This is a genomic window from Silvimonas iriomotensis, from assembly GCF_014645535.1.
Classification (GTDB): Bacteria; Pseudomonadota; Gammaproteobacteria; order Burkholderiales; family Chitinibacteraceae; genus Silvimonas; species Silvimonas iriomotensis.
This window is the reverse complement of sequence record NZ_BMLX01000006.1, coordinates 19,882-41,087: the sequence shown is the minus strand read 5'-3', so window position 1 is coordinate 41,087 and position 21,206 is coordinate 19,882. Positions and strand designations below refer to the sequence as shown.

The following is a 21,206-nucleotide window of genomic DNA, read 5'->3' as shown; positions in this document are numbered from 1 at the left end:
CCACGGCACGCGTCCCAGACCAGATTCCAGCCCAAGGGGCTGCCGAGGGCTGGAATGACGAGTCTATGGGATGCGTATTGAAATTGGCCATTGCCATTACCGTTGTTGGCCTGGGTCATGGACTTGCCGCCATCATTGCTGAAATACTTCCCTCACCCAAACCGTACCCCCACCCCCGTCGCCTCCTGAATCTGCTGCCGCGTCACCCCAGGCGCCAGTTCAATCACCCGCAAACCATCCCCATCCACCTCCATCACCCCCAGATCAGTAATGATCAGATCCACCACGCCAACCCCGGTCAGCGGCAAGGTGCAGGACGGCAACAGTTTCAGCTCCACCGTGCCGTCCTTTTTGCGCGCCACATGTTCCATCAGCACGATCACCCGCCCCACGCCGGCGACGAGGTCCATGGCGCCGCCCATGCCTTTGACCATCTTGCCGGGGATCATCCAGTTGGCCAGATCGCCGTGTTCGCTCACTTGCATGGCGCCCAGAATGGCCAGGTTGATCTTGCCGCCGCGGATCATGCCAAATGAATCGGCGCTGGCGAACGTGGCAGAGCCGGGCAGGGTGGTGATGGTCTGTTTGCCAGCGTTGATCAGGTCCGGGTCGACCTGGTCTTCGGTGGGGAAGGGGCCGATGCCAAGCAAGCCGTTTTCGGATTGCAGCCAGACTTCAATCCCGGCCGGGACGTGGTTGGCCACCAGGGTGGGCAGGCCGATGCCCAGGTTTACATAAAAGCCATCGCGCAATTCCTGGGCGGCACGGGCGGCCATGTCTTCGCGGGTCCATGCCATGCTCAGGCCTCCTTGGCGGCGCGGGTGGTGCGTTGTTCGATGCGTTTTTCCGGGTGCGGGTTGTGCACCAGACGGTGAACAAAGATGCCGGGTGTATGGATTTCATCCGGGTCCAGTTCACCAATCTCGACAATGATTTCGGCCTCGGCCACGGTGATCTTGCCGGCGGTGGCGACATTGGGGTTGAAGTTGCGCGCGGTGCGGCGGTACACGAGGTTGCCGGCCTTGTCGGCCTTCCAGGCTTTGACGAGCGAAACATCCGCCACCAGCGCGGTTTCCATCACGTACATCTTGCCGTTGAATTCGCGCGTTTCCTTGCCTTCGGCCACCAGCGTGCCGTAGCCGGTGGGGGTGAAGAACGCCGGGATGCCGGCGCCGCCTGCGCGCAGTTTCTCGGCCAGCGTGCCTTGCGGGGTGAATTCCAGTTCCAGCTCGCCAGACAGATATTGGCGCTCGAACTCTTTGTTTTCGCCCACATAGCTGGAAATCATTTTGCGGATCTGGCGGGTTTCCAGCAGTTGCCCCAGGCCAAAGCCATCGACCCCGGCGTTGTTGGAAATCGCCGTCAGGTTGCGCACGCCTGCATCACGCAGGGCGCCGATCAGGGCTTCGGGGATGCCGCACAGGCCAAAGCCGCCAACGGCAATGATCTGGCCATCGGCCACGATATCGGCCAGTGCGATGCTTGCATCGGGGTAGAGTTTGTTCATTCTTTTAATGTGCTCCTCTTGTTCTGGGGCGGGGCGGGCTCACTGTGCCGTCCACCCGCCATCCATGGCCCAGGCTGCGCCGCGCACCTGCACGGCGGCGTCGCTGCATAAGAACAGTGCCAGTTCGCCCAGTTGCTGCGGGGTGACAAACTCGGCGGAGGGTTGTTTTTCCAGCAAGAGATCGCGCGTGGCCTGTTCCACGCTGATGCCCCCCGCTTGCGCCCGGTCGGCAATCTGTTTTTCCACCAGCGGAGTTTTTACCCAGCCGGGGCAGATGGCGTTGCAGGTCACGCCGGTTTGCGCCAGTTCCAGTGCGGCGCTTTTGGTCAGGCCGATAATCCCGTGTTTGGCCGCCACATAAGCTGACTTCTGCGCAGAGGCCACCAGACCATGCGTCGAGGCAATATTGATAATCCGCCCCCAGCCGCGTTGCTTCATGCCCGGGATCGCCAGATGCATGGTGTGAAAAGCGGCAGACAGGTTGAGCGCAATTACTGCGTCCCAGCGTTCTGGCGCAAAGTCTTCCACGCTGGCTACGTGCTGGATGCCGGCGTTGTTGACCAGGATATCCACGCCGCCAAACTCGCTGGTGGCGTAGCGCATCAGATCGGTGATCTCGGCCGGTTTCATCAGGTCCGCGCCGTGGTAACCCACGCGGCCGGCGTGATGGGTCACGCTTTGCTGGGCGGCCAGCACGTCGCCAAAACCGTTGAGGATGATGTTGGCGCCGTGGCCGGCCAGCGCCTGGGCAATGCCAAGGCCGATACCGCTGGTTGAGCCGGTAATGAGTGCGGTTTTGCCTTTGAGGTCTGTCATGGATAAAGCTCCCTGGTGCAACGTCAGACCAGACCGGTCAGGTAGTACACGGTAATCACAAAGAACACCGCCAGCGTCTTGATGACGGTAATGGCGAAAATGTCGCGGTAGGCCTCGCGGTGGGTCAGGCCGGTGACGGCCAGCACGGTAATCACCGCGCCGTTGTGCGGCAGGGTGTCCATGCCGCCAGAGGCCATGGCCACCACGCGGTGCAAGACTTCCATGGGGATGTGCGCGGCGTTGGCGGCGGCAATGAACTGCTCGGAGAGCGCGGCCAGTGCCAGGCTCATGCCGCCAGAGGCCGAACCGGTAATGCCGGCCAGTGTGCTGACGCTGATGGCCGCGTTGACCAGCGGGTTGGGGATGGCGGCCAGCGCGTGGCTGACGGCAATAAAGCCCGGTAATGCGGCGATCACCCCGCCAAAACCGTATTCAGATGCCGTGTTCATGGCGGCCAGCAAGGCACCGGCCACGGCCTGTTTGCTGCCTTCCTGCACGCGGGCTTTGACTGCGCCAAAGGCGGTCAGCAGCACAAACAGGCAGCCAAACAGCAACGCGCCTTCGACGGCCCAGATCGCAGTCACCGACGGGATCGCCGTCGTGACTGGCTTGGCCAGGCCCGGCAAGGCCAGCGTGTGGCTGGCGCCGTACCATTGGGGGATAAGCCGGGTGAGCGCAAAATTGACGACGCCAATCAGCACCAGCGGCGCAATGGCCAGCCAGGGCGAAGGCAGGTTGCTGGTATCGACCGGCGCAGGTTCGTTCTGCAACTGCGTGCCATAGCCTTCACCTGAAGCAATCAGGTGGCGGCGGCGATAGTTCAGGTACAACAAACCCACCACAAAAATGAACAGCGCGCCGATCGTGCCCAGCCACGGCGCGGCCCAGGTGGTGGTCTTGAAAAAGGTGGTGGGGATGATGTTCTGGATCTGCGGCGTGCCGGGCAGCGAATCCATGGTGAACGAGAACGCGCCCAGCGCAATCACGCCGGGGATCAGCCGCTTGGGGATATTGCCCTGGCGGAACAACTCGGCGGCAAACGGGTAAACCGCAAACACCACCACGAACAGCGATACGCCGCCGTAAGTCAGTAATGCGCAGACAACCACGATCACGGCGATGGCTTTCTCGCGACCAATCCAGCCGATCACGGCGTTGACAATGGCTTTGGAAAAACCGGACAACTCCACCAGCTTGCCAAACAGTGAACCCAGCAAGAACACCGGGAAATACAGTTTGACGAACACCACCATCTTTTCCATGAACACGCCGCTGAAGACCGGGGCGACGAGGGTGGGATCAGTCAGCAAGACGGCGGCCAGCGCGCAGATCGGCGCCATCAGGATCACGCTATAACCGCGATATGCGGTGTACATCAGCAAGGCCAGTGCGGCCAGAACAATCAGCAGAGCCATGTAACTCCTCCAGTGGCATTTTTTGTAAAGCCATTCATGAGTCAGGCGCCTTGGGCTGCCTGCACGCAAAGAGTGCGCAAGAGGGTTCTAGCAGATTCTGTACCAGGCCAGAATTGACTACAAAATGCGGGTTCTGGCCAGATTGGGCGGAGTTTTGTCTCTGAACGTAGACAACCGGGTGCTCATGTGCGGTCGCAGCAAGTTGAGGGGGATCAATGGCGGCAGCGCAAAATGGGCGATTTTGTCTCTGTATGTAGACTAATTCTCGATATGGAGACAAAACAGCGGCTGGCCGGGCGGCAGAAAGCAGCACGGCCACCCGGTTGCAGCGGTGGCCGTGTTGTCTTGTCAGGCAAAAACGTAGTGGGTGAGCGAGTGCTACCGGGCTGCCAGGGCGGGGGGCAATTACAACAGTGAGTTGATCAAAGACTCGTCGGTCGAAGCCTGCGTCAGCTGCGATGCGGCTTGCGGATTGGCTGCCAGAATCTGCGCCCATTCGCTCTCGACCGAGGCGGTGCTGCCAGAACTGCTGGCGCTGCTGCTGGTCGTGCCGCTGGCTGCGGTCGAGCTGGTTGTACCCGACGCGCTGCTGCTGGCGGTGCTGCCGCTGTTGCCTTCCAGTTGCGCCACCAGGGAATCGAGCGTCGATTGCGTGTTGTTGGCGGTATCGCTGGCGCCAGACAGCAAGGAGAACAAGTCGTCCGTGCTGCCGGAGTCGCCGGACAACAGCGGGTCGCTCAGGGTGTTCTGTTCAATGATCTGGTTCAGTTCAGTGAGCAAACCGGACGAGTTGTACGTCGTCGCGTCACTATTGCTGTTACTGCTGCCCAGCGTGACGGTTGTGCTGGGGCTGGCGGTGCTAGAGCTGGCTGCTTCTTCGGCGGCCAGCACGGTATCAAGCAGCGAATCGGTCGATGAAGTGCCGCTGGTGCTGGCGGTGCTCGTGCCGGTGGCGCCGAGCAAGGAAGAAAGGGACGAATAATTGCTGGATGAGATGCTGCTGGTCATGGGCGCGTCTCCTTGCGTTGCTGCACATGGCGTGGCCAGCGCGGATGGCCACAAACTGCAATTAAAACAGCCATTTGTATCCGGTATTTGTCTTTACGGGCCGTAATTGTATCGCCCATGTAACTAACGCCCTGAAACGACAAATGGCATACCGCGGGCTGCGCGATATGCCATTTGCTGGATGAACGGCAGGCCGCTTAATGCGTGGCCGGCACGGTCAGCTCCTGCACCAGTTGATCGGCGCCGTACACATACTTGAGCGCCTGCAGGATGGCGCCGCTGTGCACCGCCACGGTACGGTTGCTTACCGGGTCATAGTAGAACGCGCCACCCAGGCTGTGGATATTGCCATCAAACACCAGGCCCACAATCTGCCCCTGGCGGTTGATCACCGGGCTGCCGGAGTTGCCGCCAATGATGTCGTTGGTGGTGACAAAGTTCATGCGTTGCTGCGGGTCCAGTTTCGGTTTTGCCGTGATCCAGCTCTGTGGCAGGGCAAAAGGCTCGGCCCCGGTGGCGCGGTCATACAGGCCGGCAAAGTGGGTGAACGGCGGCACCGGCTGGCCGCGCTCAGACCAGCCACGCACCTCGCCATAAGACAAGCGCATGGTGAAGGTGGCGTCCGGGTAAACCTTGTCGCCCAACTGGGCAAAGCGGGCCTGGGCGATCAGTTCGGCATTCTTTTGCTCGACCGCGTCCACGTCGTTCTCATACTTCAGCCGCACTGCGCGCGCGGCCGGATCAACCAGCCGGGCCAGTTTGATCATCGGGTCATCCGACGCGGCAATGGCGGCCTTGCCACCGTCCCACAGGGCCTTGCGGCGGGCGACATCGGCCAGTTGCGTGCCTTCGGTCAACTGGCGGGCCAGATCAGCCGGCGATTGCTTGCCCAGCACCTGTTTTACAAACGGATCATCCGTGCCCAGGATCTCGCGCAGCCGGGTCAGCGACGCGGTGAGTTTGACGCGTTCGAAATCCGGATACAGCGGCGCGCTGGAGAACAAGCGTTGTTCCAGTTGCGGCAGGGCGGCTTCGTTGAACTCCGGCATGCGCTGTTGATCGGGCAGTGCGCGCTCATCCGCGCCGCGGACCAGGTTGCGGGCGATCCGGAAATACTGGCTGTTAAAGCCGAGGCCGACTTCCTTCATCAGGTAATCCGGTTCGATCTCGCGGTACACGGTCTGGGCTTTGGCGATGGCATCCCACGCGCCGCCGGCCTTGCTGGCCAGCGTCGGGTCTTTGGCGACAAAGGCGCGCAGATCGGCTTCTTCCTGGCGTTTTTGCGCCATCAGGACCGGGTCTTGCAGCGCCTGCAACTGGCCCAGCCGGGCCTTGAAGGAATTTTCAATGCCAAACAGGTCAGTCGCCGCTACGCGGGCTTTTTCCGGGCTCTCGGCGCTGTATTGCGTCAGGATGCCGCGCAGCTGCGCCAGGCTGAGCAACTGGTGCTCAATGACGGTATCACGCTGGGTTTCCAGCTGCGCCACCGTGAGCAAACGCTGCGTGCGGCCGGGGTTGCCGGTCACAAAGGTCAGCTCGCCTTCTTGCGCGCCGGCCGGGTTGAACGGGAAGTAATCCTTCACCACAGCCGGTTTGCCGTTTTCATAAGCGCGCAGCAACGACATATCAATGGCGTAGCGCGGGAAATTGAAGTTGTCCGGATCGCCGCCGAAGAAGCCCAGCGATTTTTCCGGCACGAACACCAGGCGCACGTCCTGGTAGCGGTGATATTGGTAAAGGTCGTAACGACCGCCGTGATAGAGGTCTACCACTTCACAGCGGGTAGTGGCTTTGGCATCGCCCGCGCAAGCGGCGGTCAGCCGGGCCTTCACGGCATTCTGGGCGTCGCGGAATGCACCGCCCGACAAGCCGGCGGTTGCGGTTTTGACTTCTTTGGTCACATCCGTAATGCGATCCAGCCGGTTCAGTTCAATCTCCGGACAGCGCACTTCCTGGGCCGGTGTGGCGGCCAGAAAACCGTCTTTCACGAAGTCTTTCTTGATGCTGGATAACTGCTCAACGCAAGACAAGGCGCAGTGGTGGTTGCTCAGCACCAGCCCGGTGGGGGAGACAAAAGAGGCCGAACAGCCGCCGGCAATCCGCACCGACGCATGCATGACCTTGTCAGTCCAGGCAGCGTCCGGCGTGAAACCGTATTGCTGGGCAATGGCCTGGGTCGGCAAACGATCCAGCGTCCACATCCCTTCAGCGGCCAGCCCCAGGCTGGGTATCAGGAAACTGCTCAAAACCAGTAATTTGCGCAAAATTTTCTCTCTTGTAGGAAGGCGGTGGGTATTTCCGCAAACCATCTCCGGGTGGCCGGATGTGGCCGGTCGGCATGTGTCATGCCGGTGTTCATTGTTACGTGCTTGTCATGAATGACCAATATGCAGATTTCAGGAAATCACTACACAACAGCGCACTTCCTGGAAGCGTTTATTAAGATATTTTATGCATAACAAACTAATGCTTAGCTAAATTCATGTTATCGCTCGGGCCGATCACACTGTGTCTGGTCAGCAGCCGCAAAAGCTTGCTGCCTTAAACCAGATACAGCACGGAGATCACCCACATGAAACGCACACTTGCCGTCTTGCTTGTTGCCGCTGTCGTTGGCGGTTTTGCTACTCACGCCGCATTCAACATCGTTGACCGCATCAAGGTTGCCGAGGCCCAGGCGCTGGCCGCGGTTGATCTGGCTACCGCCAGCCATGGCGTCGGTTCGCTGACGGCGCCGGATACCCTGGGCGGGGTAGCCCTGCCCGCGGCGCAGGCTTCGCTTTCTGCCTTGCAGGCGGGGGAACAATAATGAAGCGCCAGAATGATGCTGGACAAGCGAAAACCGGCGGGACGGGGCGTCTGAGGTTCTGGCTGGTGTTTATGGGCAGTGCGGTGTTCTGCGGCTTGCTGACCTTGAATGCGATCGAATGGGTGATGAGCGCAACTGACAAACCGGTGCAAGCGGCCCAGCGTGCCGAACGTATCAACGGCTTGTCGCCCCGGCCCGGCCACGTGCTGGCCGGCCAGCCAAGCCGCTCGCTGCGCTGAGGGGGCGATGATTTGCCGGTTTACCGCAGCGCCAGCAATTGCCGCGCCGCTTCGCCAATCCGGCGCGACATGATTTCCATGCGCGGTGATTGCACTTTCCAGGCGTGCCAGAACAGCGCCAGATCAACCGGGTGCGCCGGGGCCAGATCAACCAGTGTGCCCTTGGCCAGGGCCTCGCGCACCAGTAACTCGGGCACCAGACCATAACCCAGGCCGTAATGGATGGCGGTGTAGTGCGGGTCGCACCCGGGCACGTAATGGCACGGGTAGGCACCCGGCGTCAGGCCCAGCCGGTCTTGCAGGAAATTGGCCTGCAGGCTGTCTTTGCGGGTATAGGCCACCACCGGCGCGGTGCGGGCAGCGGCGCGGGTCAGGCCTTCGGGAAACCAGCGTTCGGCAAAGGCGGCGCTGGCGATCATGCGGTAACGCATGATGCCCAGCGGGTCGGCAAAGCACCCCTTCATCGGGCGCGGTTCGGTACTGACGCAGCCGGTGGCCATGCCGGTTTCCAGCACTTCATAGGTGTGATCCTGGTCTTCCACGATCAGATCAAGCAGCACTTGTTCGTGTGCCAGGAGTTCGGCCAGCGCCGGGAAAAACCACGTCCCCAGCGTATCGGCATTGACTGCAATAGTCACTGACAAGGGCGCGTGGCGTTGTTCGGCCAGGTCAGAGGCCAGGTCTTCTTCCAGCAGCATGACCCGGCGCAGATGCTGCAACAGCCGCTGTCCGGTGCGGGTGGCACGTACCGGCCGGCTGCGGATCACCAGCGCAGCGCCCATTTCTTCTTCCAGCGCCCGCACGCGTTGCGAGATGGCCGACGGCGTGACATGCAGGCGGGCACCGGCTTGTTCGAAACTGCCGGTCTCAATAACGGTCAACAGGGCTTCTGTCTGCTTGGGATCAAGTCTCACTGCGGTTTCTCTTGGGCGGGTTCCGGCTTTGTGAATAGTTTCTCAATGAAGAATTTTTAAGGGTAGCGGATATATCTTAAACCTGGTTCATCAAAGATCATCGCTTTTCTGATAATTCGACGAATATGAATGGAAAAACAATATGAATGCTTCCAATTCGTCCCGGCCAGGCCGCCCCTGGTTGCGCATCTTTGCGCTGGTTGCGGGGCTGTTGCTGGGCCTGACGGTGGCGCTGGGTTGCGCCGCGGGCTGGTGGCTCTGGCAAGTCTGGCAAGGCTTGCCCTCAATCAAGGAACTGGCTGTTTACCAGCCGGCCCAACCGCTGCGCATCTATGCCGATGATGGCAAGACCTTGCTGGCCGAATATGGCGAAGAACGGCGCGACGTGCTGCCCTTGTCGGCTATCCCCAAGCGCATGCAACTGGCGCTGCTGGCCATTGAAGACGCGCGCTATTACGAACATGGCGCGGTTGATTTCGGCGGTATGGCGCGGGCTGCGCTGGCCAATATCACGACCGGGCGCCATGGTCAGGGTGCCAGCACGATCTCGATGCAGGTGGCGCGCAATTTTTATCTGACGCGCGAAAAAACCTTCACCCGCAAGATCACCGAGATGCTGCTGGCTTTCAAACTGGAGCAGGAATACGGCAAGGATCGGCTGCTTGAGTTGTACATGAACCAGGTTTACCTGGGTGAGCGGGCCTATGGCTTTGCCGCAGCGGCCAATATCTATTTTGGCAAACCGGTCAGCGAGATCACGCTGGCGCAGGCGGCCATGCTGGCGGGCCTGCCCAAGGCGCCGTCTGCCAACAACCCGGTCAACAACCCGGAGCGCGCCCGGCAGCGTCAGCAATATATTCTCAAGCGCATGCTGGAGCTGGGTTATATCAGCGATGCCGAGTACCAGGCGGCGCTGGCCGAACCGCTGCAACTGGCGCCGGATCACACCGCCATCCGTGAGGCCGCCTGGCCAGTAGAAGCCGTGCGGCAATGGGCCGTGGCGCGTTATGGCGAACAGGCCTATGCGCTGGGGCTGGATATCACGACCACGATCAATCTGCCCGCGCAAAAACATGCCGATGCCGTGGTGCGGGCGCATTTGCTGAATCTGCAGGCGGCGAGCGGTTTTCGTGGCGCGGTCAAAACGGTTGCGCTCTCGCACGATGGCCCGGATGCCAAAACCATCCGCAGCTTGCTGGCCGCCACGCCGGATAGCGCCGATGATGTGCTGGCGGTGCTGATCACCGGGCGGCAAGGCGACGTATTCAATGCGGTGCAGCGCGACGGTACGCCGCTGGAACTGGTCTCTGATAAAAGCGCGGCCGCCGGCAAGCTGGGGCGCGGGGCCATTGTTTATGCGCGGGACATGGGCAAGGCGCGCTGGCAATTGATTTCGTTGCCGCAAATGGAAGCGTCGCTGGTCTCGCTGGATAGCCAGACCGGGGATATCGAGGCGCTGGTCGGGGGCTTTGATTTTGACCGCAACAAATATGATCGCGCCTTGCAGGCTTATCGCCAGCCTGGTTCGGCCTTCAAGCCGTTTATCTATGGTGCGGCCATTGAAAAGGGGTTTTTCCCCGGTACGCTGGTTGATGATACCCAGCGCCAGTTGGGGCGCACAGAAACCGGTGCGCAGCCGTGGCGGCCCAAAAACTATGGCGATAACTATGAAGGATTCATCACCGTGCGCCGCGGCCTGGCACGCTCCAAAAACCTGGTGGCGGTGGGGCTGATGCAAGCTGCCGGGGCGCCTTATGCCCAGCAGTACGCCATGCAGTTTGGCTTTAACGCCGCCCGCAACCCGCCCTCGCTACCGCTGGCGCTGGGTTCGGGCTCGGTGACGGCGACGCAGATGGCCGCGGGATATGCGGTGTTTGCCAATGGCGGCACCTTGTACTCGCCCCGCTTGATCAAGTCGGTGCGTGATCGCAAAGGCAAGGTGCTGATTGCAGAACCGGCCCGCCCCAAAGGCCGGCGGGTGGTCTCTGAACGCAACGCCTGGATGGTGGACAGCCTGTTGCGTTCGGTCGTGCATGAAGGGACCGGGCGCGGGGCGATGGTGCTGGGGCGGGATGATCTGGCCGGCAAGACGGGGACATCCAACGATGCGCGTGATGCCTGGTTTGCCGGTTATGGCGGCGACCTTGTGACCGTGGTGTGGATGGGCTACGACCAGCCGCGCAGTCTGGGCCGGCGCACGGGCGGTACGCTGTCTTTGCCGGTCTGGGTGGATTACATGAAAACTGCCCTGGCTGATCGCCCGCAGCGGGAACGCCCGGTGCCCGATGGTGTGGCGCAGACAATGCAAGACTATGTGTATACCGAATACACGCAGGGCGCTTGCGTGGATGACGCGCACGGCTTTATCCGCAGTGCGGTAAAGTGCGCTCGCGTGGTGGTGACGGATACGTCGTCCGCCGCAGCGCAAGAAGGGCACGAGCAATCGGAACGTGACGCCATCATCCAGATGTTCTCCAATGACGACTGAGGCCATGCTGCTGCATTACATCTACCTGGTTGCGATTGTGGCAGAGGCCATGTCCGGCGCCATCATGGGCATGCGGCGCGGTATGGATCTGTTCGGGCTGTGCCTCGTTGGCACGGTCACCGCGCTGGGCGGCGGCTCGATCCGCGACATGCTGCTGGGACACTATCCGCTGGGCTGGGTGGCGCACCCGCTGTACCTGGCGTTTACCATCACTGCCGCCCTCGTCACCGCCATGCTGGCGCGGCATGTGCACCGCTTGCGCATCCTGTTCTTGCTGGTAGATGGGCTGGGGCTGGTGGCGTTTTCCATTCTGGGTTGCGATATCGCGCTGGGGGTGGGCGTACACCCGGCGGTGGCGGTGGTGTTCGGCATGATCACCGGCATTTTTGGTGGCGTGCTGCGCGACATTCTGTGCAATGAAATCCCGCTGGTGCTGCGGCGCGAGATGTATGCCAGCGTCTCGCTGGTCACGGGCGCCATTTATGTCGGCCTGCATAAGCTGGGCACCGATCCGGGCGAGGCCCTGTTGATGGCGCTGGGCACCGGTTGTGTCTTTCGCGCGCTGGCGATCCGCTTCAAGTGGGAACTGCCGGGGTTCTCGGGCACCGGTATTCGCGGGTTTGAATAACTTGTCGTAATCAGGGCGGATTCTGTCCGCATTCACGGCATAGAATAGCGCCAACCTATCCGGAGCTTTCACCCGCCGTGCACACGCTCTCGCTGACCGCCGCCCGTACCCTGCATCTGAACGCCCAGGGCCTGCTCACGCCGCCACGGCGCAAAGCCGTCAAAGCCGATGTCCTGACCGCCATCAGCCGCATGGCGCAATTGCAGATCGACACCATCAGCGTGGTGGCCCGCAGCCCGTATCTGGTGCTGTTCAGCCGCCTGGGTGCCTACGATCAGGCCTGGCTGGAGCAACTGCTGGCGGAGCGGCGCCTGTTTGAATACTGGTCGCATGAGGCGTGTTTTTTGCCGATTGAAGATTACGGCCTGATGCGACACCGCATGCTTGATCCGTCTGGCATGGGCTGGAAATACGCGGCCAACTGGCACCAGCAATACCAGTCCGAGATCGACGCACTGATCGGCCAGATCCGCGCCAGCGGCCCGGTGCGTTCGGCCGACTTTGCCCGCGAACAAGGCAGCAGCAACGGCTGGTGGGACTGGAAGCCCGAAAAACGCCATCTGGAAGTCTTGTTCACCACGGGCGAGTTGATGGTGAGCGAGCGCCGCAACTTCCACCGGGTCTATGACCTGACCGAACGCGTCTTGCCGGACTGGAACGACGCGCGTGACCTGCCTGATCTGGCCACGGTCCAGCGGGAACTGATTCGTCGCTCTTGCCAGGCGCTGGGCGTGGTGCGGGCTGATTGGGTGGCGGATTACTACCGGCTGCGCAAGGTGTCCTGGCTGGCAGAACTGGCGGCGCTGGAAGCGGACGGCGAAATCGTGCCGGTGACGGTGCCCGGTTTTAAACAGGCCACCTGGGTGCATCGTGATCAGGCCGGACTGATTGAGGCGGCCAACGCCGGCGAGGTGGCCTCCAGCGTGACCACGCTGCTGTCGCCGTTCGATCCGGTGGTGTGGGACCGCAAACGCGCTACTGCCTTGTTCGGGTTTGATTACACGCTGGAATGCTATACGCCCGCGCCCAAGCGCAAGTACGGCTATTTCTGCCTGCCGATCCTGAGTCGTGGCAAGCTGGTGGGGCGGCTGGATGCCAAGGCGCACCGCGCCAGGGGCGTATTCGAAATCAAAAGCCTGTATCTGGAAGACGGCGTGCGGCTCAGTGCCCGGCTGGCGGGCGATATTGGCCGTGCCATTCAGCGCTGCGCCGACTGGCACGCAACGCCGCAAGTCACCTGGGGCAAGGTGCCGGCGGCGTTCATGGCGCAATCAGACGATTGAATGTGTGGCTACCGCGGGCGCGGTTTCAACAATGCGCGCCAGCTTGCGTACGGCCTGATCCAGTTCGCTGTTGTAGGGCGTGCCACAACTGATGCGCAAGAACGAGGCAAAGCGCGACGAATTGGAGAACAACACGCCAGGCGCCACGCGTATGCCTTGTTCCAGCGCGGTTTCAAACACCGCTTGCGAGTCGCGCCGGTCCGGCAGTTCCACCCACAAGCCAAAGCCACCTGCCGGCACGGTCAGCCGGGTGCCGGCCGGAAAATAACCGGCAATCGCCTGCGCCACTTGCTGGCGCTGGGTAAACAGATGGGTGCGCAAACGGCGCAAGTGACGGTCAAACGCGCCTGATCCCAGAAAACTGGCTGCAACAACCTGCGACAAGGCCTCGTTGGGCCGCGAATGGGCGTACTTGAGCATCTCGACCCGGCCACGCCATTTGCCGGCGCTCATCCAGCCCACGCGCATACCCGGCGCTACCGTTTTGTGCAGACTGGCGCAGTGGATCACGTTGCCGGTGTAATCGCGACTTTTCAGCGCGGGCAGCGGCGTGTCGTCATCGGTCAGCAGGGCATAGGTGTCGTCTTCAATCAGCGCAATGTGGTTGGCTTCGCACCAGGTGACCAGCCGGTCCTTGTGGCTCTCCGGCATGATGGCGCCCAGCGGATTTTGCAGGTGCGGCACCACCACCAGCGCCTTGATGTTGGGATAGGTCTGCGCGGCCAGTTCCAGCGCTTCCAGCGAGATACCGGTTTCCGGACTGGTGGGGATTTCCAGCGCACGCATGCCCAGGCTTTCCAGAATCTGCAGCACGCCATAAAAGGTCGGGGATTCCACGGCGATGATATCGCCCGGCTGTGCTACCGCGCGGATAGCCAGATTCAGCGCCTCGGTGCAGCCGTGGGTGACCACGATATCGTCTGCGGTCAGGTTCATGGAGGCATGCATGGCGCGCTTGGCCAGAACGCTGCGCAAACCGGCATGGCCATTGCGCGGTACGGCCCGGCCGTAGATTTCCGGATGCTGGCGCAACGCGCGCACCGCGGCCTGGCGCAAGGGTTCATTCGGGTACAACTCTGGCGCACCGCAGGCGACCCCCAGATTGGTTTGCACATTGGCGCTCATGGCCTTGACCAGAATGGCAGAGACTTTCTCGTTGATCCCGGCGTATTGCGCGGTATCGGGCAGGACAATACGCGGCTCTGGCACGCGGGCCAGCGCATTGCGCGGCTTGTGACAGATAAAGTAGCCCGAGCGCGGGCGCGCTTCCACAATGCCCTGGCTTTCCAGATAGCGGCAGGTCTGCAACGCCGTAGACAGGCTGACGTCGTGGCGCTCCATCAAGGTGCGTACCGAGGGCATTCTTTCCCCCGCACGCAAGGTGCCGGCCTCAATGGCCTGACGGTAGTGACTGGCAAGCTGGCGATAGAGCGGAAATTGGTCCATGGCTTCATTCTGTGCCTGGGGCCTGAGCCATAACAGATACAGATTTTTCCGGACTGCATCGTAACAGATGCACTTTGCCGGTCTTGTTGCGCAGAACAGATTCCGTGCGTGTGCCTGTTGGCAGCCAGGGGCCCCCGATAACCTGTATGGCATATCCCACCCGCCGGAGAACGCCAGCATGCCACGCCAGCCCGAATCCTTTCTCACCATTGAAATGCTCAACGGCCAGACTTTCCAGTTTCACGGCCGCCCCGGGATGACCCTGCATGTGCTCTCCGGCCGCATGCATCTGGCCGAAGCGCCGCGCTGGCTGGCGGAAGATGTCATGCAGATGCCGCGCTATCTGGATAACGGCGACGTTTACACCTTGCAAGAAGAGGGCTGGTCGACGCTTTATGCCGCTCAAAGTGGCCAGCTGCGCTGTGTCGGGTTTATCGCGGCGGAGCGACCGGCCTGGATCAAAACGCTGCTGCGTGCTGGCGGCCGGGTGGTTGCCACGCTGGCCCGCCTGCGCCGGCCCGCTGTTCTGGTCAGCGAACGCTGATCTGTTCTGCCGCTGTTCTGGCTGTCATCAAACCCGCCGCCTGGCGGGTTTTTGTTTGCGTGGTAGCCACACGACAAAACGCAAAGTGCTGCGTTGCAGCCAGAAGGTAGTCCGGCTACTCTGCCAATAGTCGGATATGCCTCTTGCATCGCGTCTGTTCACCCTCAATTCCCTGAATAATCGACGCTAAAACCACGCGCGCGCATATCGCGCCATGACCCACTGTGCCAAACATGGATTTGCATCTCTTGCTGGGCCTGACCCAGCACTACGCTTTACCGCTGACGTTTCTGGTGACGCTGGTCTCCCGCGCCGGCCTGCCGCTGCCCGCTTCACCCTTGCTGGTGATGGTGGGGGCGTTGTCGGTCGCCTCGGGCGAGTTTGCGCTGGCGCTGCTGCTGGCCGCCACGCTGGGTGGTGCGATCGGCGATATGGTCTGGTTCATCGCTGGCCGCCGGCTGGGCCGGCGCGTGCTGGGCGTCATCTGTAAAGTCTCGCTCTCGGCTGACGTCTGTGTGCGCCAGAGCGAAACCCTGTTCGTCAAATGGGGCGGGATCTCTTTGTTTGCCGCCAAGTTTGTGCCCGGTATCTCTGCCGTGGCGCCACCGCTGGCCGGTGCGCTGGGCTGGTCCTGGTTTTCGTTCCTGAAATGGAATATCGCGGCTTCGCTGTTCTGGTCGGTGGTGTTCCTGGGGCTGGGCGCGCTGTTCAGTGATGAACTTGATCTGGTGCTGACCGTACTGGCGCAACTGGGCGAGGGCGCCGTGTGGTCGCTGGCGGCGCTGGTGGTGATTTATCTGATTGGCCGGGTGATCCGCCGCCGTCGCGCTGCCGAGCAATCAGACAACATGCCGCGGATTTCCGTGGCCCAGCTGCGTGCTGATCTGGCCGCCGGGCGTGATCCGGTGATCATTGACGTGCGCTCGGCCGAAGGGCGGCTGCTGGACCCGCGCACCTTGCCCGGTGCCTACACGATCGCACTCAAGGAGATCGGCACGGCGGCGTCGATCTTGCTGCCAGACCGGGATATCGTGGTCTATTGCAGTTGCCCGAACGACGTGACCGCCGTAGCGGCGGCCCGCCAGTTGCGTGGCATGGGCTGGACCCGTACCTTGCCGCTGGCAGGCGGTCTGGAAGCCTGGTTTGAGGCAGAACTGCCCGAACTCTTGCACCCCGCCACGCCCGCCACCACGTGATGACCCGTCAGCCGCGCAGCCGGGTTGTGCCCCGGTTGCCCGCTTACAGCCTGTTACGCTGAAATATCAGTCGGCCCGGTACAATGCGGGCACCACTTGCAAGGTGGTGCTTCCCGGTTTCACGCATGTCCCGCCCGTTTATCATTCCGCTGATTGTGGCCTGTGCGCTATTCATGGAAAACATGGATGCCACGGTGATCTCCACCTCGTTGCCCGTGCTGGCGCGAGACCTTGGCCAGAACCCCATTACCCTCAAGCTGGCGCTGACCGCGTACGTGGTCGGGCTGGGTGTGTTCATTCCGGTATGCGGCTGGGTGGCAGACCGCTTTGGCGCCCGCACCGTGTTCCGGACTGCGATCGGCATTTTCATGGCCGGCTCGCTGCTGTGTGCGGTGTCCAGCACCTTGCCGGCGTTTGTAGGCGCGCGCTTTTTGCAAGGCATGGGCGGCGCGATGATGGTGCCGGTCGGGCGCATCATCATTTTCCGGGCGGTGCCGCGGGCCGATCTGGTCAAGGCCATCGGCTATCTGACCATGCCGGCCTTGTTCGGGCCGGTCATCGGGCCGCCGCTGGGTGGCTTTATCACCACGTATTTTCACTGGCGCTGGATTTTCCTCGTCAATATCCCGGTGAGCTTGCTGGGCCTGTATCTGGCCGGGCGCTTTATCAGCAATACCCGCGAAGACAGTCAGGACCCGCTGGACGTTCCTGGTTTCATTACCTCTGCGCTGGGCAGTTCGCTGACCATGCTAGGGCTGGCGCTGCTGGGTAGCCATCTGGTGCCGCTGGGCTGGGCCATCGGCATGACGGTGGTCGGCGTGGCCATTCTGGTGTGGTACTTCCGCGGCGCCATGCACGCCAGCCGTCCTTTGCTGGACCCGCGCTTTTTGCAGATTCCCACCTTCCGCGCCAGTGTGCTGGGCGGTTCCCTGTTCCGGATTGGCCTGGGTTCGGTGCCGTTCTTGCTGCCGCTGGCGCTGCAAGAAGGCATGGGCATGAGCGCGTTTCACTCTGGCATGATCACTTGCGCCTCGGCGTTTGGCGCGCTGTTCATGAAGAGTATCGGCCCGCGTGTGCTCAAGCGTTACGGGTTTCGCAGCGTACTGATGATCAATGCCTTGCTGGCCGGCCTGGCGCTGGCGTCATTCGGCCTGTTTACCTCCAGCATGCCGGTCTGGCTGATCCTGACCATTGTGGTGCTGGGCGGCTTCTTCCCGTCTTTACAGTTCACTTGTCTGAACTCGATTGTCTACGCCGATATCCGCAGTGAAGACGCCGGCCGCGCCACCAGTCTTGCCAGCGTGGTACAGCAATTGTCGCTGGGCCTGGGCGTGATCATTGCCGGTATGACGTTGCAGTTGTCCAACCACCTGCAAGGCCACGCGCATATTACCGAGGCCGACTTCTGGCCGGCCTTTGTCGTGGTCGGGTTTTTCTCGATTCTGTCGATCCCGGTCACCAGCCGCTTGCCGCATGATGCGGGCGCCGAAATGGCCCGGCGCTCCTGAACGCACCCCACAACAAAAAAGCCCCTTTCGCAGGGGCTTTTTTGTGGGCAACGGCACGCAGTCAAAGCCGGGCCGTCTTGACTGAAGAAAACTCCCGGATCACCCGCACCACCTGCTTGGAACCCTCGCTGATGCGGATAATGGCATCCCCGGCCTGATTGGCCAGGTTCACCCCGTCGTTGGCCTGATTCACGCACGCTTCCATACTCTGGATGGCCGATCGGGTGCCTTCCTGGATCTTGCTGGTCATGCCGGCAATTTCGGTGGTCGATACCCCGGTGCGCTCTGCCAGCTTGCGCACTTCGTCGGCCACCACGGCAAAGCCGCGGCCTTGCTCGCCCGCGCGGGCCGCCTCAATGGCAGCATTCAGGGCCAGCAGGTTGGTCTGGTCGGCAATTTCCTTGATCGTGTTCACAATGCTGCTGATCTGGCTGGACTTGGAACCCAGGTCTTCAATCAGCCGGGAGGCCGATTGCACATTGCTGGCGATATCGTGCATTTCCTGCGCGGCGTTCTGGATCACCTGTTTGCCTTGCTCTGAGACGGCGTCAGTCTCTTCAGAGATCTCATAAGCGTGGCGCGCATTTTGCGCATCGGCTTCCTGTTGCTCCATGCGCAGGGTGATGTCGTTGGCAAACTTCACCACTTTGTACGGTTTGTGATCGCTATCGAAGATGGGGTTGTAGGTGGCTTCCAGCCACAACTCGCCACCTTGCTTGTTCATGCGCTTGAACTGGCCGGACATGAACTGGCCCCGGTTGAGCGCACGCCAGAAATCGGCGTATTCCTGGCTGTTGCGGTAGTCGGGCTGACAGAACATGCGGTGATGCTGGCCCTTGATTTCATCCAGCCGGTAACCGGTGGCTTTAAGAAAGTTCTCGTTGGCGTTGATGATGGTGCCATCCATGTTGAACTCGATCACCGCCATGGAGCGGTCGATGGCGCTGAGCATGTTCTCCTGCGCCAGATCGTGTTCAATCTGCTGGGTGATATCCTGGGCAAACTTGATGACTTTGACGACTTTGCGATCATCATCAAAGATCGGGTTGTACGTGGCTTCCAGCCAGATGCGGTGGCCGTCCTTGGCCATGCGTTTGTAATGGCCACTGAAGTATTCACCCGCCGCCAGGCGGCGCCAGAAATCGGCGTATTCAGGTGAGGAAGCGTAGCTGCTGTCACACAGAATGCGGTGATGCTTGCCTTGCAGCTCGCCGCGCTCGTATCCGGTGACTTTCAGAAAATTATCATTGGCGTTGATGACGGTGCCGTCGGGCAGGAATTCGATGACGGCCATGGAGCGATCCAGCGCTTTCAGGAACGCATCATGTTGGCGAAGCAAACCGGCCTGCTTGGATAGCTGATCCTTCATATTCTGACTAAACATGCGATCTCCTCGGATTCAAGGGCATTCCAGGGCGACAATCAAGACTGCCTGAGAGCCAGGACACCGGGTACGAGGTGTACGCATTTGTTCGCCAGAACCATGGGGTCGGGCGTTCCGGTTATACCAGCCCAATGGTTACTATATGCGACAGCAATACAATGACAATCTGACATCCATATCAGGGTGCCAGGATCAGATCAGGACCAGCAAAAACCGCCGTGGTAGATTACGCGGCCGCACCGGTGCGCGCGCGCACGCGGTTGACGCTCACCAGCGCCGCCACAGCCAGCAGCAGGGTCAGGGCCGCCTCTTGCCAGACCAGCGCATCGGCGCTGACGGTTTTCATGGCCACGCCCGCACCCAGCGGGCCGATGATGGATGCGCCGGTATAGCTGACTGTAATCCAGCGCATGACACGGGCGATTTGTGGCGCGGGCCGGGTGGCGGCGGCATACACTGCCAGGGTCAGAAACGCCGCGCTGACCCCGCCCAGCAAAAACACCCCGGCACCGATCAACAGCGTTGATCCGGCCAGCAACAAAACACAGGCGATCAGCGCGGCGACACTGGCTGCCAGCACCGCGCCAGCCAGCCCGGCCCGGTCTGCCAGCCAGCCAACCGGAATCTGCCAGACCATGGCGCCGACCCCCAGAATGGTGAGCAGCGTGGCGGTTTGCGCGGCAGAGAACTGGTGCGCCGTGGCAAATTGTGGAAACAGCCCATACAGCGCACCCGCACACAAGCCGCCCACCAGCGCCGTCGCCAGCCCAAGCTGGACGGTGGGCAAGCGCAACTGACCGGGTTCGGCGGCGCCGCTGGCCGCGTCATGATGATGGGGTTGCGGTGCCAGCCACAGAGGCGGTGCGGCGATCAGCGTCATCACAATCCCGGCGATGAAGGGCGCGTTGCCACCACTGCCCAGCAGCAAGGCCAGCGTCGGCGCTATGATTTCCGCTAGCGAAATCAGCGTTTCATGTGCGCCCACCACACGGCCACTCCAGCGGGGCGGGACGAGGCCATACAGCCAGGATTCATTGGCGATCCAGCGCATGCCCAGACCCGCGCCAATCAGGAACGCCGATAACAACCACCAGGGCCATTGTACCCACGGCATCAGCGCAAACCCGGCCACGCTGACCAGCAGGCCCGCCAGCACCGCGTAACGCGGCCCCACGCGGGCGCCCAGCCATGGCGTGCCCAGCAAACCCACCAGCATGCCGGCCCATTGCAATGAGGCAAACAGCCCGGCGCGGGCAGGGTCCAGCGCGTGATCAGCCAGCCACAATGGCAACACCATGAAGCCAAAGCCAAACTGCCCGATCTGCGCCAGGCTGGAAACACTGGTCAGCGCGAAAATCGCGCGCCAGTCGGGACGGGTGACGGTGGTCATGCAGTGGTTTCCCGCAGGGGCATGGGCAAGTCGGTGGCGCGGTTTTCAACCGGGCAGCCTGCAGCCAGACACGGGCCATCGTCGCACAGCCGGCACAAGCGCATGGAATGCGGGCTGTCACGGGTCTCGGACCAGAGCATCTTGATCAAGAGTTGTTCCAGCTGCTGTTGCTCCGGGGCGTCCAGCCGGCCCACCACGCGCGACAGCATATGGTCGCGCGCGCGCATGATGCGGTGAAGCTCCAGCTTGCCCGCTTCGGTCAGGTTGAGCGCCGCCGTGCGTTTGTCGCGACCAGGGTCTTTGCGGACCAGCCCGGCCTCGACCAGCCCCGCCACGGCACGCACCGCCGCCGGGTGGCACAGGTCCAGGACTTCGCGCAGGGTTTCGATAGAACAGCCCGGGTAAGCATGCACCGCGTTGAGCGCGGCGCGGGTGGTGAGGCCATGCAAGGGCGCCGGGGCCGGCAAGTCTTGCAGTTCATCCATCACATGCAAGGCCAGTACGCCCAACAGGTTTTCGACAGGCAGCGCCATGATGTCCTCATCACCAGAGAGACTGATGTATGCATCATGCATATAAACGCGCAGAACAGAAAGCGCAACCGCCTGCCTGGATGGACAGACGGTGTCAT

19 protein-coding genes are annotated in these 21,206 nt (G+C 61.7%); 8 read left to right on the top strand and 11 right to left on the bottom strand.

Annotated elements, in window-relative coordinates:
* Window positions 1-152 precede the first annotated feature (152 nt).
* The 6 genes from IEX57_RS17225 to IEX57_RS17200 all read right to left on the bottom strand — a co-directional run bounded on the left by IEX57_RS17225 (window position 153) and on the right by IEX57_RS17200 (window position 7,010).
* Window positions 153-797, bottom strand: a complete 645-nt coding sequence (locus IEX57_RS17225) for a 3-oxoacid CoA-transferase subunit B (RefSeq protein ID WP_188705849.1) — start codon at window positions 795-797, stop codon at window positions 153-155.
* A 2-nt stretch (window positions 798-799) separates the two neighbouring features.
* Window positions 800-1,507: a CoA transferase subunit A gene (locus IEX57_RS17220; protein ID WP_188705847.1), complete on the bottom strand. Its 708-nt coding sequence runs from the start codon at window positions 1,505-1,507 to the stop codon at window positions 800-802.
* Window positions 1,508-1,546: 39 nt separating this feature from the next.
* Window positions 1,547-2,323 carry a 3-hydroxybutyrate dehydrogenase gene (locus IEX57_RS17215; protein ID WP_188705845.1) on the bottom strand — a complete coding sequence of 259 codons (777 nt, stop codon included), beginning with the start codon at window positions 2,321-2,323 and terminating at the stop codon, window positions 1,547-1,549.
* A gap of 23 nt (window positions 2,324-2,346) precedes the next feature.
* Window positions 2,347-3,738: a GntP family permease gene (locus IEX57_RS17210; protein ID WP_188705843.1), complete on the bottom strand. Its 1,392-nt coding sequence runs from the start codon at window positions 3,736-3,738 to the stop codon at window positions 2,347-2,349.
* 405 nt (window positions 3,739-4,143) lie between these two features.
* Entirely contained in the window at window positions 4,144-4,746 is a 603-nt protein-coding gene (locus IEX57_RS17205; RefSeq protein ID WP_188705842.1) for a hypothetical protein, read from the bottom strand.
* Window positions 4,747-4,943: 197 nt separating this feature from the next.
* Window positions 4,944-7,010, bottom strand: a complete 2,067-nt coding sequence (locus IEX57_RS17200) for a S46 family peptidase (RefSeq protein ID WP_229709087.1) — start codon at window positions 7,008-7,010, stop codon at window positions 4,944-4,946.
* Window positions 7,011-7,318: 308 nt separating this feature from the next.
* On the opposite strand from IEX57_RS17200, the gene IEX57_RS17195 reads away from it, so the two are divergent.
* Window positions 7,319-7,555, top strand: coding sequence for a hypothetical protein (locus tag IEX57_RS17195; protein ID WP_188705838.1), 237 nt, complete (start codon window positions 7,319-7,321; stop codon window positions 7,553-7,555).
* Window positions 7,555-7,794, top strand: a complete 240-nt coding sequence (locus IEX57_RS17190; protein WP_188705836.1) for a hypothetical protein — start codon at window positions 7,555-7,557, stop codon at window positions 7,792-7,794. Before IEX57_RS17195 ends, IEX57_RS17190 begins: the two co-directional genes overlap by 1 nt.
* A 20-nt stretch (window positions 7,795-7,814) precedes the next feature.
* On the opposite strand, the gene IEX57_RS17185 is transcribed toward IEX57_RS17190, so the two are convergent.
* Window positions 7,815-8,708, bottom strand: coding sequence for an HTH-type transcriptional regulator ArgP (locus tag IEX57_RS17185; protein ID WP_188705834.1), 894 nt, complete (start codon window positions 8,706-8,708; stop codon window positions 7,815-7,817).
* Between the two features lie 142 nt (window positions 8,709-8,850).
* Between IEX57_RS17185 and IEX57_RS17180 the strand changes: the two genes are divergently transcribed.
* The 3 genes from IEX57_RS17180 (at window position 8,851) to IEX57_RS17170 (ending at window position 13,107) form a co-directional block, all read left to right on the top strand.
* Window positions 8,851-11,196, top strand: a complete 2,346-nt coding sequence (locus IEX57_RS17180) for a penicillin-binding protein 1A (protein ID WP_188705833.1) — start codon at window positions 8,851-8,853, stop codon at window positions 11,194-11,196.
* The gene (locus tag IEX57_RS17175) at window positions 11,186-11,824 is read left to right on the top strand and encodes a trimeric intracellular cation channel family protein (RefSeq protein ID WP_229709086.1); all 639 of its coding nucleotides are present in this window, start codon (window positions 11,186-11,188) and stop codon (window positions 11,822-11,824) included. Before IEX57_RS17180 ends, IEX57_RS17175 begins: the two co-directional genes overlap by 11 nt.
* Window positions 11,825-11,901: 77 nt before the next feature.
* Window positions 11,902-13,107, top strand: coding sequence for a winged helix-turn-helix domain-containing protein (locus IEX57_RS17170; protein ID WP_188705831.1), 1,206 nt, complete (start codon window positions 11,902-11,904; stop codon window positions 13,105-13,107).
* Here the strand turns inward: IEX57_RS17170 and IEX57_RS17165 are convergent.
* A complete protein-coding gene (locus IEX57_RS17165; RefSeq protein ID WP_188705828.1) occupies window positions 13,096-14,553 on the bottom strand; it encodes an aminotransferase-like domain-containing protein in 1,458 nt (485 codons plus the stop codon). The two genes, IEX57_RS17170 and IEX57_RS17165, sit on opposite strands and share 12 nt — an antisense overlap.
* A 178-nt stretch (window positions 14,554-14,731) precedes the next feature.
* Between IEX57_RS17165 and IEX57_RS17160 the strand changes: the two genes are divergently transcribed.
* The 3 genes from IEX57_RS17160 (at window position 14,732) to IEX57_RS17150 (ending at window position 17,801) form a co-directional block, all read left to right on the top strand.
* A complete protein-coding gene (locus IEX57_RS17160; RefSeq protein WP_188705826.1) occupies window positions 14,732-15,097 on the top strand; it encodes a hypothetical protein in 366 nt (121 codons plus the stop codon).
* A 233-nt stretch (window positions 15,098-15,330) separates the two neighbouring features.
* Complete coding sequence (locus tag IEX57_RS17155; protein WP_188705825.1) at window positions 15,331-16,293, top strand: VTT domain-containing protein; 963 nt, start codon at window positions 15,331-15,333, stop codon at window positions 16,291-16,293.
* 125 nt (window positions 16,294-16,418) lie between these two features.
* A complete protein-coding gene (locus IEX57_RS17150; RefSeq protein ID WP_188705823.1) occupies window positions 16,419-17,801 on the top strand; it encodes an MFS transporter in 1,383 nt (460 codons plus the stop codon).
* A gap of 61 nt (window positions 17,802-17,862) precedes the next feature.
* Here the strand turns inward: IEX57_RS17150 and IEX57_RS17145 are convergent, their stop codons facing one another.
* The 3 genes from IEX57_RS17145 to IEX57_RS17135 all read right to left on the bottom strand — a co-directional run bounded on the left by IEX57_RS17145 (window position 17,863) and on the right by IEX57_RS17135 (window position 21,108).
* Window positions 17,863-19,185, bottom strand: coding sequence for a methyl-accepting chemotaxis protein (locus tag IEX57_RS17145; protein ID WP_188705821.1), 1,323 nt, complete (start codon window positions 19,183-19,185; stop codon window positions 17,863-17,865).
* 226 nt (window positions 19,186-19,411) lie between these two features.
* Window positions 19,412-20,575, bottom strand: coding sequence for an MFS transporter (locus tag IEX57_RS17140; RefSeq protein ID WP_188705818.1), 1,164 nt, complete (start codon window positions 20,573-20,575; stop codon window positions 19,412-19,414).
* Window positions 20,572-21,108 carry a MarR family winged helix-turn-helix transcriptional regulator gene (locus IEX57_RS17135; RefSeq protein ID WP_188705815.1) on the bottom strand — a complete coding sequence of 179 codons (537 nt, stop codon included), beginning with the start codon at window positions 21,106-21,108 and terminating at the stop codon, window positions 20,572-20,574. The genes IEX57_RS17140 and IEX57_RS17135 overlap by 4 nt, the downstream gene beginning before the upstream one ends.
* Between the last annotated feature and the right edge of the window lie 98 nt (window positions 21,109-21,206).

Excerpts from the sequence above, each read along its gene's own strand:
- IEX57_RS17225 (WP_188705849.1), bottom strand. The coding sequence starts at position 797 with ATGGCATGGACCCGCGAAGACATGGCCGCCCGTGCCGCCCAGGAATTG.
- IEX57_RS17220 (WP_188705847.1), bottom strand. The coding sequence starts at position 1,507 with ATGAACAAACTCTACCCCGATGCAAGCATCGCACTGGCCGATATCGTG.
- IEX57_RS17215 (WP_188705845.1), bottom strand. The coding sequence starts at position 2,323 with ATGACAGACCTCAAAGGCAAAACCGCACTCATTACCGGCTCAACCAGC.
- IEX57_RS17210 (WP_188705843.1), bottom strand. The coding sequence starts at position 3,738 with ATGGCTCTGCTGATTGTTCTGGCCGCACTGGCCTTGCTGATGTACACC.
- IEX57_RS17205 (WP_188705842.1), bottom strand. The coding sequence starts at position 4,746 with ATGACCAGCAGCATCTCATCCAGCAATTATTCGTCCCTTTCTTCCTTG.
- IEX57_RS17195 (WP_188705838.1), top strand. The coding sequence starts at position 7,319 with ATGAAACGCACACTTGCCGTCTTGCTTGTTGCCGCTGTCGTTGGCGGT.
- IEX57_RS17190 (WP_188705836.1), top strand. The coding sequence starts at position 7,555 with ATGAAGCGCCAGAATGATGCTGGACAAGCGAAAACCGGCGGGACGGGG.
- IEX57_RS17180 (WP_188705833.1), top strand. The coding sequence starts at position 8,851 with ATGAATGCTTCCAATTCGTCCCGGCCAGGCCGCCCCTGGTTGCGCATC.
- IEX57_RS17175 (WP_229709086.1), top strand. The coding sequence starts at position 11,186 with ATGACGACTGAGGCCATGCTGCTGCATTACATCTACCTGGTTGCGATT.
- IEX57_RS17165 (WP_188705828.1), bottom strand. The coding sequence starts at position 14,553 with ATGGACCAATTTCCGCTCTATCGCCAGCTTGCCAGTCACTACCGTCAG.
- IEX57_RS17160 (WP_188705826.1), top strand. The coding sequence starts at position 14,732 with ATGCCACGCCAGCCCGAATCCTTTCTCACCATTGAAATGCTCAACGGC.
- IEX57_RS17155 (WP_188705825.1), top strand. The coding sequence starts at position 15,331 with ATGGATTTGCATCTCTTGCTGGGCCTGACCCAGCACTACGCTTTACCG.
- IEX57_RS17150 (WP_188705823.1), top strand. The coding sequence starts at position 16,419 with ATGTCCCGCCCGTTTATCATTCCGCTGATTGTGGCCTGTGCGCTATTC.
- IEX57_RS17145 (WP_188705821.1), bottom strand. The coding sequence starts at position 19,185 with ATGTTTAGTCAGAATATGAAGGATCAGCTATCCAAGCAGGCCGGTTTG.
- IEX57_RS17140 (WP_188705818.1), bottom strand. The coding sequence starts at position 20,575 with ATGACCACCGTCACCCGTCCCGACTGGCGCGCGATTTTCGCGCTGACC.
- IEX57_RS17135 (WP_188705815.1), bottom strand. The coding sequence starts at position 21,108 with ATGGCGCTGCCTGTCGAAAACCTGTTGGGCGTACTGGCCTTGCATGTG.